At 31.3% G+C, this 20,775-nt stretch carries 12 protein-coding genes; 11 read left to right on the plus strand and 1 reads right to left on the minus strand.

What is annotated here, in order from left to right; genetic code table 11:
• Positions 1 to 47: 47 nt before the first annotated feature.
• Entirely contained in the window at positions 48 to 536 is a 489-nt protein-coding gene (locus SD960_RS07940) for a DUF1761 domain-containing protein (RefSeq protein ID WP_318802112.1), read from the minus strand.
• A 180-nt stretch (positions 537 to 716) separates the two neighbouring features.
• Here SD960_RS07940 and SD960_RS07945 point away from each other — a divergent pair, with 180 nt between their 5' ends.
• The 11 genes from SD960_RS07945 to SD960_RS07995 all read left to right on the plus strand — a co-directional run bounded on the left by SD960_RS07945 (position 717) and on the right by SD960_RS07995 (position 20,771).
• Positions 717 to 1,574 (plus strand): Two component regulator three Y domain protein, encoded by an 858-nt coding sequence (locus SD960_RS07945; RefSeq protein ID WP_318802113.1) that lies wholly within the window; start codon positions 717 to 719, stop codon positions 1,572 to 1,574.
• A gap of 241 nt (positions 1,575 to 1,815) precedes the next feature.
• A complete protein-coding gene (locus tag SD960_RS07950) occupies positions 1,816 to 2,433 on the plus strand; it encodes an isochorismatase family cysteine hydrolase (RefSeq protein ID WP_318802114.1) in 618 nt (205 codons plus the stop codon).
• 352 nt (positions 2,434 to 2,785) lie between these two features.
• A complete protein-coding gene (locus SD960_RS07955) occupies positions 2,786 to 3,091 on the plus strand; it encodes a hypothetical protein (protein WP_318802115.1) in 306 nt (101 codons plus the stop codon).
• 265 nt (positions 3,092 to 3,356) lie between these two features.
• Entirely contained in the window at positions 3,357 to 5,423 is a 2,067-nt protein-coding gene (locus tag SD960_RS07960) for a fibronectin type III (protein WP_318802116.1), read from the plus strand.
• 4 nt (positions 5,424 to 5,427) lie between these two features.
• Entirely contained in the window at positions 5,428 to 10,563 is a 5,136-nt protein-coding gene (locus tag SD960_RS07965; protein WP_318802117.1) for a T9SS type A sorting domain-containing protein, read from the plus strand.
• Positions 10,564 to 10,567: 4 nt separating this feature from the next.
• A complete protein-coding gene (locus SD960_RS07970) occupies positions 10,568 to 14,332 on the plus strand; it encodes a fibronectin type III domain-containing protein (RefSeq protein WP_318802119.1) in 3,765 nt (1,254 codons plus the stop codon).
• A gap of 2,067 nt (positions 14,333 to 16,399) precedes the next feature.
• Positions 16,400 to 16,831 (plus strand): hypothetical protein, encoded by a 432-nt coding sequence (locus tag SD960_RS07975; RefSeq protein WP_318802120.1) that lies wholly within the window; start codon positions 16,400 to 16,402, stop codon positions 16,829 to 16,831.
• Positions 16,832 to 16,864: 33 nt separating this feature from the next.
• A complete protein-coding gene (locus tag SD960_RS07980) occupies positions 16,865 to 17,122 on the plus strand; it encodes a hypothetical protein (protein ID WP_318802121.1) in 258 nt (85 codons plus the stop codon).
• 338 nt (positions 17,123 to 17,460) lie between these two features.
• On the plus strand, positions 17,461 to 18,294 hold the full coding sequence (locus tag SD960_RS07985) for a hypothetical protein (RefSeq protein WP_318802122.1): 834 nt from the start codon (positions 17,461 to 17,463) through the stop codon (positions 18,292 to 18,294).
• 25 nt (positions 18,295 to 18,319) lie between these two features.
• Positions 18,320 to 19,372 (plus strand): hypothetical protein, encoded by a 1,053-nt coding sequence (locus SD960_RS07990; protein ID WP_318802123.1) that lies wholly within the window; start codon positions 18,320 to 18,322, stop codon positions 19,370 to 19,372.
• Between the two features lie 55 nt (positions 19,373 to 19,427).
• The gene (locus SD960_RS07995) at positions 19,428 to 20,771 is read left to right on the plus strand and encodes a PKD domain-containing protein (protein ID WP_318802124.1); all 1,344 of its coding nucleotides are present in this window, start codon (positions 19,428 to 19,430) and stop codon (positions 20,769 to 20,771) included.
• The last annotated feature ends 4 nt before the right edge of the window (positions 20,772 to 20,775 follow it).

Here is a 20,775-nt window from a genome sequence, read left to right on the forward strand (position 1 = left end):
GAAACCCATTTAAGATTTATCTTAAACGGGTTTTGATTTTTATGTTTTTAGGCGAATGCACAAATAATACCGCCCATTAAAGTCAGAGTTACAAGCCAATATCCAGCATGAATGAAAATGTATTTCCATGATTTTCTTTCAAATAATCCGTTGATACCAATCACAGGGAAAGCAAAAAACAGACCTGAAATAAACCCATGAAGGGCTCCGTGTTTAAAAGTGCGATAAGCCATTCCGTAATCGGCCATAAAAGCTTGAAAAGAAGGTTTTGCGCTGGCTATCATTGGCGGTCCTCCCACCATTCCGACAGCTCCGGATTGATGAATCGTTAATGACATAAGTGTCATAGTAATCATTACAGAAAAAACATAAGTTAACCCAAAGATCTTGAGCATATTTCCTGTTCGAAGTTCTTCTTGTGTTAAATTATTTTCTTTCATCCAGATCGTTCCAAAAACTTTTGGATTGTACCAGATAAAACCAACTACAAGGGTTACAATTGCAGCTAATAATAAGGCGATAAAGTTAATTTCCATAATATGAGGTTTTTATAATTAGTTGGTCAAATTTAATCAAAAAATTAATTTATTTTGAATATTTAAATAAGTAGTAAAAATACGATTAAATATTTACTTATTAACAGTTTATCGACACGATATATTTTATATCTGCAAAAAGTATAATTTTATACGCAAAAACAAACCCCAAATTTTGTTATGAAAAGCTTAGCACCAATTTTTCTAGCTTTTATATTTTCATTGAATATTTATGCAGATACTGTTTCAGAAAAAGAGAAAAATGCCTTAATTAAATTTTATAATGCTACAAATGGTGCGCATTGGAAAATAAAATGGGATTTATCTACTTCTGTATCAAATTGGTATGGTGTTCAGGTTGAAAACGGAAAAGTAATCGCACTGAATTTATCGGATAATAATTTGGAGGGAGAACTGCCTTCTGAATTTTTTAATCTGGTATTTTTAAAACGCATAGATTTGCATCAAAATAATCTTAAAGGGACATTATCAAATGCACTAGTAAACCTGAAGGAACTTGAAGTTTTGAATATTTCTGATAATAAATTAACTGGATTTTTACCGAAATCTATTTGCGAATTAAAAAAACTTAAAGATTTAGAACTTTTTAAAAATAAAATATCAGGAGAATTACCGCTGGAAATCGGGCAGTTAGCACAACTAGAAATTCTTGCTTTGTTTAATAATGAAATTCAAGGCAATTTACCTGCTTCATTATATAAGATTTCTACATTAAAAGTGTTACTTTTGAATCATAATAAACTGACAGGAGTTTTAAATCCTGAAATTATAAATTTTCATGCTTTGCAAAATTTAAGTTTATTTGATAATACTTTGGAAGGTGAAATTCAGGGTGGACTTGAAAAATTACATAATTTAACTGAATTGAATTTGTCTTATAATAAATTTAAAGGAACTGTCTCTAAAAATTTAGCCGTATTAGATGTTTTAAATATGACTATGTTTGACGAAAACGGAAATACTGTTTTACTAGAAATTAATACTGAAAAAGAAACTACAATTGTTACCCAAAATTAATCGTGCTTATGAATGAATTTTACTCTCGTTAACAAGTTGATTAAATATATTTAGTTAATTGTTGAAAACCGTAACTCTCGTTACGGTTTTTTTTTTGTCCTATTTTTTGATATTTCAATGATAATCAGAGTAATAGTGATATTTAAATAATATTATTTGTTTTAGAGTGTTGAAATTTAGTTAGTTATGATTTGGTTCGGGTTTTGAAACTAAATAATTTTTAATTTCTAAATTTAAAATTATGAGTGTTTATCAAAATAAAAGAACCGCATTGATATTAATCGATCCTTTTAATGATTTCCTTTCTGAAAACGGAAAACTTTGGCCTTTTGTAAAAGAAACTGTTGAGAAAGGAAATGTTATTGAGAATATGAAGAATGTTTTAACTGCAGCAAGGAAACATAAAATTCAAATTGTTTATGCACCACATAGGCACACTCAAAAAGGGGATTATTTAAATTGGAAATTTCTTTCGCCATCACATAATGGCAGTAAGAATTTGACGCTTTTTGAAAAGGGGAGCTGGGGTGCAGAATTTCATCCGGAACTTTTGCCGCAAGATGGAGATTTAATAGCTCAAAATCATTGGACAGCGAGTGGTTTTGCTAATACTGATTTGGATTTTCTTTTAAAAATGCATGGTATCGATCATATTATAATTGCTGGAATGAGAGCTAATACCTGTGTTGATTCTACTGCAAGATACGGTGTTGAATTAGGTTATCATGTTACCTTGATTAAGGACGGAATTGGTGCTTTTAATCAGGAAGAAATAAAAGCTACTGTGGAAACTAATTTTCCGAATTACGGACATTCCCTTTTATCTGCAGCTGAATTTGTAAAATCTTTAGCGCCATAAATAAGGAGATACCTGAGGAATGTATTGCAACGACAACAATTAATTGCAGAAAAAAATCAATCTTTTAGCAAGTGTAAAAAATCAGATGCTACAAAATGTTGCATTGCATAATAAAAGATAAACACCTTTATTTGCTTTAAATATCGAGTGCAAGGTAATCGCAAGTATTTGGAATTAAATTATTATTAAGTCTTAAATAAAAAAATCTTGAAATAGAATTTATAGTAACTTTGCCGTAAATTCATATTTAAGAATCAGTTTGTGAAACAACTTGCTTTTTTTCATAACTTTAATATTAAATATGATCTGAAGTGAAGAAAAGACTAACTATAAAACTCTAAATACTAAAATTATGGTAATACAGTATCAAGGTGAACAACACGGAAAATCGACCACATTTACGCTAAGAATCATTGGAAACAATCTTTCTAAAAGTAGTTCAAATTACCAAATTGATTTGTTGGTAGGCGATAAACAATTGCCAACTTTTACAACATCAATTCACCAAAGTTTATCCAATTGTTTAAAAGAAATCTATTTATTCAGAAAGCATAATGGAATAACATTCAATGCTTCTTCAGAAAAAATTGCGCCACTTTTAGTTCCATATGATAAGGTTTTATATAACTATAATAAATACGCTTTATTTATGGCTTAGGCTTAGGAATTGATAAAACAAAAAAGACTGTTCACTTTTCTGGGCAGTCTTTTTTATATGAATTCATCATTACACGCATTAGCTAATTGTAATGAATTTTTTAATAATCATTAAAAAATATAGGTATTTTCTTGGTATTACTATCAAATATTTAAGTTAATGTTTATTTACCCTAATTTATTGTTTTTATTTCGTAAACATCTGTTTGCTAGTTAATATAAAACATTATTTTTGCATTTTTTAACATGGAAATAATTACACATTAATGTCAAAAAGTAAGCTTCTTTTTTTATTCATTTTATTCGTTTCATTATCATACTCACAGACCAAAAATGCTACTGTAATGGTCAATGCCCGAGCTCAAAAAGATAAAATATTGATTCGTTGGGCAATAAACTCTCCAAGCGAATGGCAAAAAGCAAATAAAAAAGGATTTATAATAACAAGAACAACAATATTAAGAGATGGTGTGGTTTTACCAAAACCCGAAAAAATACTGCTTACTCCAAGACCATTAGTACCTGAGCCTTTGGATTCCTGGCTTGATTTGGTGCAGAAAGATAATAATATAGCGATTATTGCTCAGTCTATTTATGGTGAAAGTTTTGAAGTAACCGCAGCTAAAGAAGGAGATTTGTCCAAAATAGTAAATATGGCCGATGAACTGGATCAGCGATATACTTTTGCATTGTATGCAGCCGATATGAGCTTTGAAGGTGCATTAAAGGCAGGTTGGGGACTTGTAGACACCAATGTAAAGAAAAATGAAGTTTATGCTTATCAGGTAAGTGTTTTTGAAAGTCCAAAAGTAAAGGAATCATCTTATATGATAGGTCTGAAAGATTATACCGCTTTACCTGCTCCCACTGATTTTATTGCAATTCCTGATGATAAAAAAGTAATGCTATCATGGGATTATGAAACTTTTAAAAGAATTTACACTTCTTTTATGGTGGAGAAATCTTCAGACGGAGTCAATTTTAGTCCCATCGCTACTACGCCTTTAGTAAACCTGAACGATAAAGAGGAGCATCCTTCAAAATCGATGTATTATATCGATACGCTTAGTGTAAACGATAAAGTCTATCAATATAGATTATATGGTATAACTTCATTTGGAGAAAAAGGAGAATTGACAAAACCTATTTCTGCAAAAGGAGTTGCAGCTATAGTTACTCCGGCAAGACTTGTAGATTATAATATTGTTAACTCAAATGAGGTTAATTTAGAATGGGATTATCCAAAAGATTCAGAAGGTTTTATTCAGGGTTATGAAATCAATTTAGCCAATAATGACAAAGGTCCATATAAAGTAGTTTCTAAAATGATTCCTCCTTCGGAGAGAAAACTCAATTTTAAGGAAAATTTATATCCGTCCAATTATTTTACCATTTCTGTTGTTGGTAAAAACAACCAGCGTTTGACCTCTCAAAGTATGTTAGTTCAGCCCGTAGATTCTATACCGCCTGCAAAACCAATAGGATTAGAAGGTGCAATAGATAGCCTTGGAGTGGTGCGACTGAAATGGAAAGCCAATCTGGAAAAAGATTTACGAGGTTATCGAATTTTAAAAGCCAATAATCCCGATGAAGAATTTGTAGATATTTATCACAAATCGTACGTGGGTAATGATTACAAAGATAGCGTGAGTCTTAAAATGACTAACAGCAAGGTATATTACAGAATTGCTGCCGAAGACATGCGATTTAATATTTCAGATCCATCTGATGTTTTGGTATTGGATAAACCCGATAAAATTCCGCCAGCGGCTCCGATTTTTAAAGATTATGATAATAAAGATGGCAAAGTACATTTAAAATGGATACGAAGTTATAGTGAAGATGTAGTAGGTTATAGCCTTAGAAGGAGAGAGAAAGGACAGGAAAAATGGCTGGAGATTAAACAGATAAATGATACCATCCAGGAATTTACAGATGACAGGGTAGAAAATAGAAAAACATACCAATACGCTATTCTGGCAAAAGATAAAAGTAATCTTTGGTCGTCATTAGATCATTCTGTAATAACTGTAAACGTATTAAATTTTACTCCTATTAAGATAATTACATTTTTGCAGGGATTACCAGATAGAGAAAATAAAAAAATAATATTAAGCTGGGATTATGCAAAAAATAAAGGCAAAGTCTTGGGATTAAGTATTTACAAAAATGTAAAAGGAACTCCGCCAACTTTATGGAAGGAATTAAACGCAAATGTTTTTACTTTAGAAGATGAAAATTTAAAAATTAATCAGGAATACGAATATCATTTGATTCCTAATCTGGAAAGCGATAGCCCTGCAAAGGCAGAAGCTATAACAGTTATATATTAAGCCTATGAAGAAATTTTACTTATTGATCATTTTATTGGTTTCAGGATTTGGGTTTGCTCAGGCTACCTCTCCCGTATTAGGTTCATACGAAGTTGTTTTTAATGGTTGGGCTTATGGAGATGAACATCACAATTGTGGTGTAGCATTTGTGACTCTCGAATTTAAGACTCCAGGGGATAACTACAACCCTTTAAATATCACTTACAGTGATAACAGAGTTACTGATACATACACTAATGTAAAAACTACATTTAAAGCAGATAAAACTCCGGTATCAATGTTTTTTTCTGCTTCCAGGTATGATAGACAATCTTGCAGAGGAAACAGGCCTAATAATAGCGGAAGGATTACTACTACCGATAAATTTCATTGCTTAGATTACACTTTTGAATTTAAGCAATTTAAAAATGTGGTGGATGATGGAGATGGAATAGGAAGCTCCTCTTTTAATGTGAAAATTCGCCCAGTCCTTGTAATTGCTAATCCTGGGGCAAACAATGAATTACCTACAGACAAACAAATCACGATAGCATCGAATACAGGTTTTTTTCCGTCAGAGTATAATTGGCAATACTCACTTAATTTACAAGACCCTCGTGGTTGGGTTGATATGCCGAAATTTGCCGGGCAATCAAGTTTTAGTGCTAGTGCTAAAGAAATTTTAGGAATAAATGCTGGAGAGAATCATGGAAAAGAAATCTATTTTAGACAAAAGGCATGTAATGTTTTCTCTGAACCTGTTACTTATATAGTTAGACAATCTGCACCGGAAATAGTCTCAAAGACAGAAGAAAAAACGAGTTGCTTTGATAGCAAAGATGGTAAGCTGATTTTAAAATTCAACAGACCATTATTTAATGGAGAAAAATTGACCTTTAGTATTAGACAATTTGACGAAAAAGAGGGAAAATGGATGTCAGTTGTATGTTCATCACGAGGGCCACAAGATCTAATTTCTCTTGATGGAAACAATAGTTACAAATTTCCATGTGATTTTTCGAAGGGACAATACGGAATCGCATTTACAGGATTTATAAACGGATCAAGTACCGGATCTCCACATACTGAGAGTAATCCTTATATTTTTAATATAGATTCACCAACCCCTGTTGATTTTTCGGTTGTCGAGAAAAGAGATATTAATTGTTTTGGAGGAGGAGATGGCGAAATTGATATTTTGGCTACAGGAGGTATTGAAAATGGTATTTATCAATATTCAACAGATAGAGGATCAAGCTGGAAGAATTTTTTAAATGGTGATAAAACTACTATAAGCGGGCTTCCTCTGGGACTATGTTATATAAAAGTACGAAAATTAAGAAATTCAGATGATATTGTTGGCTGTATAGCAAAAAAAGCAGACGATAATGATAAAGAATTATCAGAAGATATTGGTCAGCCCGCAAGTGTACTTCAATTAGTGAAAATTACTTCAGCAAATCCAACTTTTAACAAGGCAGAAAATGGTAAAATTATTGCTTCAATTACAGGAGGTACTCCAATTAGTGGAAATTCATATTCCTATATTTGGAAAAACAGTAAAAATGAAACTATCGCTGCGAGTAAATCATCAGCTGTTTTTTTAAATGATATTTTTGCAATTACACTAAATAATGTACCTGCTGATACTTATACATTATATATTACAGATGCCAGAAACTGTACTTTAGATCCATTAACAGTAACTGATTTAGTAACTGTTTTAGATGATCCTGAGCCCATTGAAATAGCATTAGAAATTATTCAGGGAATTTCTTGTAATACAGCAAATTTAGATCCAACCGGAGATGAAGCTGTCGTTTCAGATGCAATTTTAAAAGCAACAGTAAAAGGTGGTATTAAGTTTACCGGAACAGAAAATAACGGTTTGCCTTATAAATTTAATTGGTCAAAATATAATACAGAAACAAGTAAGTGGGACAAATTAGAAGATTACAAAACCGATACAGCCACTAGCCTTTCAGAAGGAATCTATTCGCTAAATGTTGAAGATGCTAATGGAATTGTAAAGGGAACTTATAATACTACAGATTTAATAACAGCAATTCCCACAACACAAGAAATTTTAGAACCTAAGAAACTGGAATTAGTATTTGATTCGCTAAATGTTTCCTGTCATGGAGGCAAGAATGGGTGGGTTATAGCAACCGTAACCAAAGGAGAAGCTCCGTATAAGTATAAATGGTTTAATGTAGGGACGGGAACTATTGAGGGAAACAAAATTTCCAACTTAACAAAAGGAGAGTATTTTGTAGAAGTTACAGCTGCAAATGGCTGTTTTATAAAAGACAGCATCACAATTGGTGAACCGGCAGAAGAAGTTAAAATTAATTATGCAGAGATTTTTACACCTACTTTTTCAGGAGCTACAAATGGAAGAATCGTAGCGAAAGTAACCGGTGGAACACCGTACGATGATAAATCATATAATTATGAATGGAAAAATAGTAAAGGAATAATACAAGCTACAACTGCCATAATAGAAAATGGAGTTTACACCATTACACTAAATGGAGTTCCGGCTGATGATTATTTTTTGACAATTAAAGATAAAAATTATAACGAAGCTACTAGTCAAATTGTTAATTGTTCTGTGTTAGAGTCAAAAGTAACCTTAAATGAACCTGACCCTTTAAAAGTTGTATTCGAAATAGTCCGAACTATTTCGTGTAATACAAGTAATGAATTTGGAAGCGATAAAGATACAACACCACAAGACGGTCAACGCGATGAATCGCAGGATGGAATTTTGAAGGCGCATGTAACAGGGGGAACTCCACTTGCACTAGATAAAAATAATGGATTACCTTATTATTTTTATTGGAAAAAACAGGAGGAAAATGGTTCGTGGAAGGATTTGCCTAATATTACAAGTGAAACAGCTTCGAATCTTTCTCATGGAAATTATGCCTTAAATGTAAAAGACAGAAATGGTATTATGCTGGGAACTTATGTTAATAATGTATTAACACAGGAAATAGATGTTACGCAATTAATGGAAGAACCTTCAAAATTATCTGTAACCATTACTCATGGCGATGTTTTTTGTAATGGGGGAAATGACGGTTGGGCTACAGCAAGTGCAGCGGGAGGTACACCTCCGTACAACTATGTATGGTCGAATGAGGTAAAAATTGATGAAAATACGATTTTAAAAGCGGGTAAATATTTGGTTTCTGTTACAGATTTTAGAGGATGTGCTACACAAGCGGAGGTTACAATTATAGAGCCAAAGACACCAATTTCTATAAAATATAAAGAAGTTCTGAACCCGAGTTTTTATAAGGCAACCAATGGGAAAATTGTTGTAGAAGTTACCGGTGGAACCATTTTTTCAGACAATACTTATTGGTTTGAATGGAAAAACAGTAAAGGAATAATACAAACTACAACAACTACCAACTTTAATAATGATATATACACCATCTCTTTAAATGGAGTTGGCGAAGAAGTATATAGTTTAACAGTTCGTGATGCAAATTACGATGCAGCTAAAAATAGAACAAGCTGTACAGTTGCCAATTCTATTACAACTTTGGATGATCCGGATCCGCTTGAAGTAACTTTTGAGGTACTTCGTACTATTTCCTGTAATGTAGGTAATGAATTTGGAAATGAAACAGATGCAAATCCACAAGACAATCAAAGAGATGAATCGCAAGATGGTATCCTGATTGCTCATGTTAAGGGTGGAATTCAGTTAGAGGCTACTAAAAACAATGGATTGCCTTATTTTTATACGTGGAAAAAACAAAAAGGTAATTCCTGGATTATCTGGAACGATCACGATGAAACTGCAGAAAATTTATCAGACGGTAATTACGCCCTGAATATTGAAGATGCTAACGGAATAAAATTAGGAACTTATATCAATAATATTTTGGTTGAAGAAAAAGATGCTACACAAAATATGCCGGAGCCTTCAAAATTACAATTATCCTTCACCAAGTTCGATGTTGGCTGTACAACAGGAGATGACGGTTGGGCAGAAGCGCATGTTACGGGAGGAATTCCGCCATATACTTACGAGTGGACAAATGGTGAGACAACACCTAAAATAGAAAACATTACAACAAATAATTACTTTGTAATAGTAACAGATGCAAAAGGATGTGTCGTTCAGGGAAGTATTTTTGTAGGTGATCCAAATGGAATATTAACTACAGAAAGTATTATAAACCCAGTTTGTTCCAAAGGTAATGATGGTTCAATAGAACTAAATGTTAAAGGAGGAAACTTACCATACAGCTATTTATGGAACACTGGAGCTACTACTAAAGATTTAAATAATCTAAAAGCAGGAAATTATGAAGTAACGATCACCTGTCCGGATTGTTGTGTGTACAAAAAGAGATTTGTTTTAAAAGATCCCGAAGCAGTTATTGTTAATATTGGCCCCGACAGAACATTATGTAGTGAACAAACTCTGGATTTAGACGCTACAATTGCCGATGAAAATGCACAATACAGCTGGACATCTACAAACGGATTCAGATCAAATGAAGCTAAAATAAATGTATCAAAAGCCGGAACTTATCAGGTAAAAGTGACCTCAGGACTAGGTTGCATTAGCGAAGATGAAATTGTAATAAAAACAAGTCAGGCAATTATTAGTTCAGAATTTTTATTGAGTTCACAAGCCTATTTAGATGAAGAAGTAATTTTAGTGAATACCAGTAATCCTTTTGGAGAAAGTACCAAATGGGTAATTCCTGACGGAGTGAAAGTTGTAGAACAAAAGGAAAAATACATAACCCTTAAGTTTGATGCAACAGGCGTTTATGCCATTGGTTTAGAGCAAACGCAAGGGGAATGTTACGCAACATTCAGTAAAAATATTACTGTTGAAAAACGAAGTGGTTTACCAAATACAGGTATTACATCGCAATTTATTGTAGATTTTATTGTAACTCCAAATCCAAGTAATGGTAATTTTAAAGCACTTGTAACTTTAGAAAACATTAGTGCTGTAAATTTAAGGTTATTCGCTACAACGGGACAAAATACGATGATTCAGAAAAATGATTCAGGGAAGAAAAAATATGAAATAGATTTTGAGACGTCATTAGAATCCGGAATGTATATTTTAGTATTAGAAACAGGACAACAAACATTGGTTAAAAAAATTATCATCTATTAAAAAAATGAAAAACCTTTTCAATAACATATATTTATTTGTTCTCTTTCTGTTTGTTAGTGTAACCGGATATGCGCAGTTATATCCCGTGCAGTTAACGCCTGTTTTTAATAGTCCGTACAGCGTCAAAATATCAGATTATGCGACTAGTATGGATACTAAAATGCAGCTGATGATTAATCCTACCGATATCTCTATATCTCAAAGGCAGGTACGTTTAAAGCTATACATACAGGGCAATGGACTAAATATACAAAGTAGTGATTTTATACAGGGACAGCGACCAATTTTTATAAATGGAGGCGAATTACAAACGCTGACCAATACCGATATTTCCGCCCTTTTTAGGTTAGAAAATCTACAGGGAATTTCTCCGGCCCAATATGCTAATCCGTTGCCGGAAGGAATGTACAATTTTTGTTTTGAGATGTACGATTTTGTAACCAACCAAAAGATCTCACAGAAAAGTTGTGCCAGTTTATACCTGATCTTAAATGATCCGCCATTATTAAATACGCCACAAAAAAACGAGCAAATTGCGTCGACAGAATTTCCGAATATTTTATTTACCTGGACACCGCGTCAGATCAATGCGACTAATATATCGTATAAATTCGAATTAAAGCAGCTTATAGATCCATCGTTAGACCCTCAAATTGGGTTTCAAATGTCTCCCATTTTATATGAGGAAACACTTTTTGGGACCGCTTTGCTGTATAATTTAAGCATGCCAATTCTTACTCCAGGCCTGCGATACGCATGGCGAGTGAGAGCTATATCGACTACCGGACTTTCGGAGAATGCGGTATTTAAAAATGATGGCTATAGCGAGATATATTCCTTTAAATATACCGCTTCCTGTGCAGCTCCAACCTTTTTGTTAAGCGAATCTCAGAGTTCAAAAAGTGTAAAAATCACTTGGGAAGGAATACCGGAGCATACCCGTTATCAGGTACAATACAAAAAACAAGATGTACGCAACGCGCAATGGTTTTCGACATACAGTTTAAATAAACAAACATTAATCACCAATTTAGAACCAGGAGTTACGTATCAATTTAGAGTAGGCTCAAGTTGCGATCCTGTAAGCGAAGGCGTTCAGTCATTTACGTATTCAGGAATAAACACTTTTACAACACCTACTGAAACTAGTGGAGTTCCGGCATATAATTGTGGTATTGTTCCTCAAATTAATATTCAGAATCAAAAACCGCTTACGAATTTAATTCAGAGTGAAACATTTAAAGCTGGAGATTTTCCGGTCACGATTTTAGAACTTCAAGGAGAAAACAGTCCATATTCTGGTAAAGGATATATTATTGTGCCTTATTTGGCTGATACTAAAATTGCCGTTGAATTTGACAATATTGTAGTCAATACAGATTATCAATTGATTAGTGGCGTTGTGCAGACAAGCTATAATCCGGATTGGAAAAATATTACTGATGTAGAAGATTTTACAGGCGAAGGTCAGGGCGGTCAGATTGAAGAAACAGTTCCGTTTATAATAAAAGATATTGTTATTAATGCCAATGGTGATATTCTTGTAAATGGTATAGATGGACAACAAGTAACGATTCCGGGAGGAAAAGACACAGTTATTACAGACAGCGGAGGAAAAGATGCTGAAGGAAATGACATTCTGCCTAAAGTTTATAACGTAGATAGTAGTGGAAACGGTAGCAATCAAGGTACTGAATTTGCTCAAGGAGGAAAGCCAACTCCTGAAAATACGGATGGAGTAGATAAAAGCGGTCAGGCTACAGCATTTACTGCCAAAGGAATTTCGATTGTGTTTTCTGGCAATGATAGTAAATATGCTTTTGATGTAATGCCGGAGAAAGCACCTCTCGCTGTACAAAACTTATATAAAAAAGTAGGCGACATAGTATTACCTTACAAAGCAGTTTTAAATGGGGATACTGATATAATGATGGCTACAGTAACTGTTACAGATGCTAATATAAAACTAGACAGTATTGTTTTTAAAAATCAAAATGGTGCTAAAATAGACTTTAAAAGAAATGATAAAGTTTTTGAACTAACTGTAAAAGGAAGCTTTAGTTATGCCGAAGAGCAAATATTAGCAACAATAAAACAAGGAGATAAGTGGAAAGTGATTGGGGCTTTTATGTTGGTGCATATCTCTCCGAAAGAGGTGAATTTAGTATTGGTGCCACTAAATGATAACTCTCAAATTCCAGCTACAGCAGAAAATGAGCTGAGCACTATTTATAACAAAATTGGTGTAAAACTGAATATTTCTAGATCTTCAAAAATTGATTACAGTGATGCTGATAGTAAGATAGAAATCGGTGATAGTGATTTTCTTGAAACTTATACAAATGAACAATTAACAATTAACAACGTCATAAAAAAGCAGGATAATTACAACACTAATACTTATTACTTAATTTACTCTGATTTGCCCGCAACCAAAAGTACGATACAAGGATTTATGGCACTTAAAGGACAGTTTGGTTATGTTTTTGATAATGATGGGACAGCAATAGCAGCACATGAATTAGGGCATGGTGCTTTCGGTTTAGAACATCCATTTTCAAATAAAAGCGACGAAAGAAAAACTGATTTTTTAATGGATTATGATAATGGCTCGAAACTTTGGCATAATGACTGGAAACAAATTAATGATCCTAAATTTAAATTGTATGCTTTTCAAGGGGACAATGAGGGAGAATATGAAACCGATGGTCATTATTCCACAGTTTATTTAGTTTCTCTTTTGTTAGGGATGGATCCAAAAGTAGCGATAAAATTAGCTGAAGCTTCAGAAGATCCTGATACGGATATTAATAATAGCACATATCAGTTTATTGTTGATGACACTTGGAAAAACCCATCCGACCAAGTAAATATACACTCTTTGACAGGAGGTTTTCATAGTATTGAGGAAATGCTTACAGCCGTAGATTTTATGACTACAGATGTGAAAAAAATAAAAGATTTAGGAGAGAAATTGCATCGATTTGGCGATACTTATGCCCATACTAAACTTTCATCAGTAAATCCGTCTGAATTAGATGATATAGAATTGGGAGATATATCAGATCCAAATAGTAAGGAAGTAAGTAAAGTTATAAGTGAATGGAAAAATATATCAGGAAAACCAATAGTTGATAAAATAGAGCCTTGGGTGCGCTACATAAATAAATGTGTCAAAGTTTATGGTAACAGTTTTTTTTATAATTCAGCTTTGCAAAAAAGATTGATTGCTAACGAAAAGAATAATCCCATATCATATCCGCAATTATTAAAGTATTTATATGAAAAAAATATTACTCCAGAAGGAAAATTTAAAATGTATGGAGATCGAAATATATTATTTATGACAACTGAACATGGCTCTACTGATGGCCTGTGGCCCGATAAAATTTTTGTAAGGCCTGAATGGTATTTATCTTATGTAAAGAATTTAACAATTTTGATTAAATTAAAATTTGGATTACCATATAATGTAAATTTTAAAATATTTAATCAAATGACTGATTTTGTAGTTAAAAATAAAAAAAGTATGAAAGGGGTGATTGATTTTGAAATAGCCCGATATTACGATAAAAATTATGTTAAAATTCCTATATATAAGACTTCAATAAAACATGGGGCTGCTTATGTATTGTTTGACGAAGAGGATTTATTGGAAGAAGCAAAAACAGCAAAAGACATGGCTATACTTTATGCAAAAACTTATTATAAGAAAGAAGTTAAACTTATAGAAAAAACTGACAACTTTTACAAAATTACATTCCAATGAAAGCTATACTAAGAGTGATTATTATTATTATTGAATCGTTTACTATTTTATTTGCAAATATATACATCCAAAAAATAATTGTTGAGTATATTGATACTTATATTAAAGATATTTTTTCATATGTATTTCAAGATGTGCTTGCATATGTATCTTGTATATTTTTACTAATTCTTTATTTTTTTATAAACTGCTTTTTTGTTTTTAATAGAAAAAAACATTTTTTATCTATTTCTTTATCTATTTTATTTTTATATGGGATCATTTTCAGGAAATTATTTTTTAAATATTTTCTATATCATTCTATAATAGTCTCTCTATTAATAATTCTGAACATAATAGTATTCTATATTTTGTATTCTTCATCCAATCTATATAAAATTAGGTACTTAAAAGATGCAGGTTGGTTTAAACATTAATTAAAGAAAAATAGGTTTACAAAAATAAATTATTAATAAGCAAATGAATTAATTGAAAATGTATGGTACAAGAATTCGAAAAAAAACATTTTAATTAAAATAAATTTTTAAGTAAAAAAAATAAATTTATCAATGATGGGCAAGAAACACCATTGTTTAAGAAAAATGAAATAGTGCAATTGTTTAAAGAATTGGAGAGACCATGTAAATATGTTTGGGTGTAGCATATGTGATAAATAAGGAATTTGAAAATTATAATTTTGAATTAAGTTTTGCAATGATAAAGAATTCGCCACAGATGTATTATGTTTATAAGACAATAAACTAATAGAAAATGGGGGAGTTTGTAATTTTTCATACATACTTAATTTTTTAGAATATGATCAAAACCTAATTAATCGCAATTTTGGACTGAACTCATTAGAGGATTTAAAAGAATATTTTAAAGATATGATCGAGATTTTTATGACTTTGTTAATAAATATATATTCAAATCAATAGCTAGCAAACGTTGGAATTTTGCCTTTGCTGTCACGAGCGTCCCGCTCGTGAACACAAAAAAGATTTAATTCATGCAAAATAAAATACGTTCATTGAAATTTGTGTTTTAAAAGTTTTACAAAGTTTAACTCATTTATAATTATCACATTAAAAAAAGGCTTTGGCTAATACGAAAAATTGGAAATATAGTTAAGTAAAAAAACTATTGAAGCAATGACCGTCCAGTTTTAGAAATAGATATTAATTGATGTAGATTTTGGACACGAGCGAGACGCTTGCTTAGCAGGAGCTGTATCCTTGCGGGTTCTTCAACAACTATTGAAGCATTTGTTATAACAATAAATTAATAAATTATGTTAAGTTACATTTTACAAATATTTTTTTTACTTTCTATTGTCTACATTTCATATAGAAGCAAATCTTACCTGTTGTTTAATTATTTCATAGGCTTAATCTTGCTTTTGTATTTTGTAGATTTAAATTTCCGTGGAGAGTCTAGGTCATTAATGTTTGAAATCGTAATGCTTGTATATATTGTACCATCATATACGGTTCTATTCGTTTCTTCTTTATCTATTTATTTTGACGAAACAAACTCTAAAGAATATCATTTTTTTATACCAATATTTGTTTATTGTGCTATTATTATTATAGAGTTATTTTATTTTAAGATGAAAGAAGCATTCAGTTTTATTTATCTTCCAATTTTTGTAGCTTTTTTTCCGCTATATAGTTTGAAATATTATCGAAAATATATAAAAGGAGAAAATAGTTAATGTTTGAGAATGTAGACTCCTGCTGGCGCGAGCATCTTGCTCGTGATCGCAAAGAAAGTTCGCAAATGCTAAATGAAAAAAATAATATACGTTCATTGAAATTTAGTCTTTTAAAAGTTTGTTACCAATCCGGTAAATTAGAAGGTAAGTAGACAATGATCAGGCTGTTTAAAGATAAATATAAGTGATTTAGATCTTTTGCACGAGCAAGATGCTCACACCAGCAGGGGAAAAATTATTTATGTAGATAAACCATTACCTCGTGATATTAATGGAGAATTATTTTCATCAGATATAGAATATATGGCTAAGTTAAAAGAGCATGAAATATATTTCGCAAATTCGTTAGAAGAACTTCAAAAACTATTAAAATAATGGCGTATATACAATTTTTATCAGAAAAGCTAAATACAAAAGAACAAGTTTATCTAGATATTATGTTAAGTGCATATAATTTAGAAAATATAGATTCTATTTTTTGTAGAAATAGTAAAAGTTTTAATATAGCTAAAAGTTATATAGCTAATAATGAAAAAACAGAAGAAAGTATATATTTTTTAGAGTATGATCTAGATACATATAAAGAATATCTAAAATATCCTGATGTAGAAAATCCATGTGTCGTTTTGGATATTGTTGAAAATAAAAGATTAATCTCTTTATTTTCAGCAGATAAAGTGAGATTTGAAAATATTGTATTTGAATTTGCAAGAGAGTATTTAAAAATTCGTCCTGATAATTATCTATTGATAGATCAAACTGATTTGTATGATTTAGAAAGATTGGAAAAAATACTAAGAGAATAGTATAATTTTAATTGATAATTTAATATTAGAGTGATGATAGTTAGACAAAATTTATACGCTCCGGCAGCAGTAAGACAATTGATATATAAGTTTAATAGAGAGAATTCTACTCAAATAGAGGAAGTAGCAACAGAGTACATAGATGGTTCTTCATTTAGTATAATTGATTTTAAGGATACTAAATCTAGTTTAATATTTGAATTTGCTTATAAATTGGGAGGAATTCAAGAGTATTTATCAAATATTGGTGAGAGTTGGTTACCATTAACTGATTACCCGTTTCCTGAATAATTTTAAAGAACAAAATCACATTAAAGGAATTATGAAATTCATTAATTAATAAAACATCACAGAAGGAGAATGTATTTATATTAATGTTCTATAGCAAGAGATAAATTCCTATAAAATTAGAAAGAATAGAAAAATATAAATTTTATAATCAAAACAACAATCAAATAAAGTAGCATTTACCTTACAAAAATTATTGACTTAGCGCACTTAATATTAGCTATTTAAGATATGAAATAAAAGTAATAAAAGGAAAAAAAATTAATTGATAATTAAAAATTATCAATATCGAAAGTAAATAGAACTTTCAAAAACAAAAGATAAATACAAGAATAAACACTATGAAAAAAAACATTTTTACCCTACTAATTGTGCTAATAAGCACTTGCAGTTTTGCACAAAAAATAAAAATTGATAAAGGAGAAATAAAACTCGATGAAAAAACAATTGGTTACATAGAAGGCAAGAAGCCAATTTTTAAAATCTATAATTTAGATAAAATCTATTATATAACTGCAGAATTAAAAAATGTTCATAATGCTACTTCGATGGATCTTCCGTGGATTGAACTTAAAGATGAAGCTACAGGAAAGTCAAACGAATTAGAATTTAAGAATAAGAGCAGAAAATTCAGTGCCTTTAATTATGACAGAAGTATTATTTATGAATTGTTTGACAGAAATTATATTACTGCAGAAGGTTTAGTTAAAGAAGCAATCGAAAGTTTTATTAATGGACCATCAGCAGGTATAGCCTCAAAAAAATTGGGAATTCAGGGTGATATTGATAAGGCAAACAGCCTGGCAGATACCTATCAATTAGCAATTGATGATACAGGTGTTATTTATAGTATAAAAGCACAAAATCAGGATCCAAACGATAAAAAAATCGGGTATATTAAAATGACTTCACCTTCTACAAACGGAGAGTTAAAATACGAAGTTACTGACTTAGATGGTTATCTGATAGCGACATGGTTTGCAAAAGCCGGAATGGTTTCAGGTTATGATAAATTTTTAAATCAGGAGTTGATTACATTCGATAAGAAAGTTCTAAAAGCAACTTTTGATAATAGAGGTAATCCGATAGGATATAAAATGAGTAAAGATATTACGGCTATGAATATTGCAAGGGTATTAGTAGGTAACGGTTATACTTTAGGAAGTAAAAAATAATTAAGTAATAGAAATATAAAAAATAATGAAGAAGAGAATTTTATTAGTAGTAGGGTTGCAAATTTTTATGGTTTTGAGTAGTTGTAGTTCCGATTCTGGTGATAACAACTCCCCTATAACAGAAGAGTTAAGAGAAGGGGAGATTAAAGCAGATTTTATTTCGGGATATTCTGTTGACGATTTTGTTATAGATAATGACGGAGGTGCCTTTATTGTAGGTCAAACACCAAATGATAAAGACTATCTTATTAAATTTCAACAGATTGATAAAAATGGGAATTCAACATTGCTCAAAGGGATAACGGATGTTAGCCTTTTACAAAGTAGATTAGCAGTAAGTCCTACAGGAGATTTTTTGTTAACAGCATATAATAATCACAGTGATGGTAATAAAATATTTCGTTTCCAGAATAATTACACAGAACTAAATTTATTTTATACAATGCAGCCAATTAGCTCTCCTCTTGCTAATAAGTTCAATATTACGGCCATTACCGGAAATAACGATAACACTTATTTTGTATTTGATCAGGGCAATAAACAGATGAAACGATTTGTTCCGGAATTAAATACCGATGTTTTTGTTGCAGGTTCGGGTAAAAATGCTATTGTAGATGGAACAGGTTTAGATGCTGGTTTAGGAAGCGTATCAAAAATAATTTCTCATAATAACATTTTATATTTCATAGACAATTTAGATATTGACAATACTTTTGTTAGTTCTAATATTCGAAAATTAGAATATGTAAATAATCAATGGAAAATTACAACTCTACTTTCAACAACAATCAGTAGTGAGTATTTTAGAGATATTGTTTTTGATTCAAAAAATGATTTTTTAGTGTTAAAAGGAAAAGGAATTTATAAATTAAACCTTAGTGATAATACTTTCTCACTTTTTAAAGAGGGAGAATTAAAAATTGTAGCATTTGGTAAAAACGCCACCCACCGTCAAGCAGTTGATTTTACTTACCTTAAAAGTTTTAAGATTAAAAACAACGATTTGTATTTGGTGACAAATTCAGATATGATTAAAATCTCTGATTTTCAAGCAAAATTTACAGCCGCAGAAAAATAAAAAATTAAAAAACATTACAGCCTTAAAAAAGCTGTAATGTTTTAAAATAAATTGAATGAAAAAAACTTTACTCTTACTCTTATTTATTGTTATTACTTCTTGTTATCAGGAAACCGCTATAGTCATAGAGGGTGATTTTACGACTTCGTATGCCAATGAAGATGAATCAATACCTGTCATTATTAAAATTGATAATAAAATTACCGGAGCAGATACTTACGAATGGACATTTGAAGGTGGTGAGCCTGCTATTTCGTCTGCAAAAAATCCGGGTGAAGTATTATATAAAAAGCAAGGAACTTATACCATTAAATTAATAGCTACAAATGTAGACGGAGAACGTAAAGAATTTAGTAAAAGTGTAGTAATAAAAGAGGGAATTAATATTGAGTTTACACATGAAATTGTAAAAAGCAATTACTCTCCGGTTGAGGTCGTTTTAAAGAATGCTACTATTGGAGAAGGATTAACTTTTAAATGGGATTTTCAGGAGGGAGTTCCAGCAACTTTTACAGGTAAAACGCCACCGAATGTGGTGTTTACAACTCCTGGGGATCATCTTATAACGCTAACAGTTTCAAATGGTTTTGAATCAGAAAAACAAACTCAAACCATAAATGTTGCTCCTTATTTAGTGAGTCTGTTTTCATATGAACCAAATTTTGAAGACGATGATAATGAGGCTCCCGTAACAATTAATTTTACTAATAAATCGATTAGTGCAACTAGTTATAAATGGAGTTTTGAAGGCGGAAATCCATCTGCGTCAACAGAAGAGAATCCTAAAGTTATTTTTACAAGTGCAGGCAGTCATGAAGTTACTTTAGAAGCTTTTAATGACAAAACAAGCCAAATTTTTAAATCGACTATTACGGTTTTGCCAGATACTAATTTACGCACATTAACTAATATTAAATTAGGAATAAATTCGGCACATAACAACAATAATATTGGTGCTATGTTCTCGACAGTAACAAGACAGGTTTATAAGGCAAATGAAATAAACGACCAAAATAGCGGTCTTATAGATATCGTTTTTCAGGGATTAAACAGCAATTTTACTTACAATAGGTTTATATCGCCGGATCAGGCAAATAATTATGGGTTTTTGTCATTACAAAATGCACAAAGCACCATTTTTATCAATTCTCAAAACTTGTGTAACTGTGGCTTAACCTTCACAGAATCGCAGTTTGATGCTATGGTAAATGACAGTCCGATAAAATCTTTAAACATAAGTTACAGTGCTGCGGGAGAACAGCAATTTGGTTTGGTCTACCCAAGAATCATTTTATTTAAAACACAAGACGGAAGAAAAGGAGCCATAAAAATTAAAGATATGGTTAAGAACGGAACAAGTTCTTATATTTTATGTGACATCAAAGTACAAAAACAATAACCAA

The organism is Flavobacterium sp. MMLR14_040 (genome assembly GCF_033657265.1).
Lineage (GTDB): Bacteria > Bacteroidota > Bacteroidia > Flavobacteriales > Flavobacteriaceae > Flavobacterium.

What these genes read in the sequence shown, in the direction of transcription:
- SD960_RS07940 (WP_318802112.1), bottom strand. Translation starts at nt 536, where the DNA reads ATGGAAATTAACTTTATCGCCTTATTATTAGCTGCAATTGTAACCCTT.
- SD960_RS07945 (WP_318802113.1), top strand. Translation starts at nt 717, where the DNA reads ATGAAAAGCTTAGCACCAATTTTTCTAGCTTTTATATTTTCATTGAAT.
- SD960_RS07950 (WP_318802114.1), top strand. Translation starts at nt 1,816, where the DNA reads ATGAGTGTTTATCAAAATAAAAGAACCGCATTGATATTAATCGATCCT.
- SD960_RS07955 (WP_318802115.1), top strand. Translation starts at nt 2,786, where the DNA reads ATGGTAATACAGTATCAAGGTGAACAACACGGAAAATCGACCACATTT.
- SD960_RS07960 (WP_318802116.1), top strand. Translation starts at nt 3,357, where the DNA reads ATGTCAAAAAGTAAGCTTCTTTTTTTATTCATTTTATTCGTTTCATTA.
- SD960_RS07965 (WP_318802117.1), top strand. Translation starts at nt 5,428, where the DNA reads ATGAAGAAATTTTACTTATTGATCATTTTATTGGTTTCAGGATTTGGG.
- SD960_RS07970 (WP_318802119.1), top strand. Translation starts at nt 10,568, where the DNA reads ATGAAAAACCTTTTCAATAACATATATTTATTTGTTCTCTTTCTGTTT.
- SD960_RS07975 (WP_318802120.1), top strand. Translation starts at nt 16,400, where the DNA reads ATGGCGTATATACAATTTTTATCAGAAAAGCTAAATACAAAAGAACAA.
- SD960_RS07980 (WP_318802121.1), top strand. Translation starts at nt 16,865, where the DNA reads ATGATAGTTAGACAAAATTTATACGCTCCGGCAGCAGTAAGACAATTG.
- SD960_RS07985 (WP_318802122.1), top strand. Translation starts at nt 17,461, where the DNA reads ATGAAAAAAAACATTTTTACCCTACTAATTGTGCTAATAAGCACTTGC.
- SD960_RS07990 (WP_318802123.1), top strand. Translation starts at nt 18,320, where the DNA reads ATGAAGAAGAGAATTTTATTAGTAGTAGGGTTGCAAATTTTTATGGTT.
- SD960_RS07995 (WP_318802124.1), top strand. Translation starts at nt 19,428, where the DNA reads ATGAAAAAAACTTTACTCTTACTCTTATTTATTGTTATTACTTCTTGT.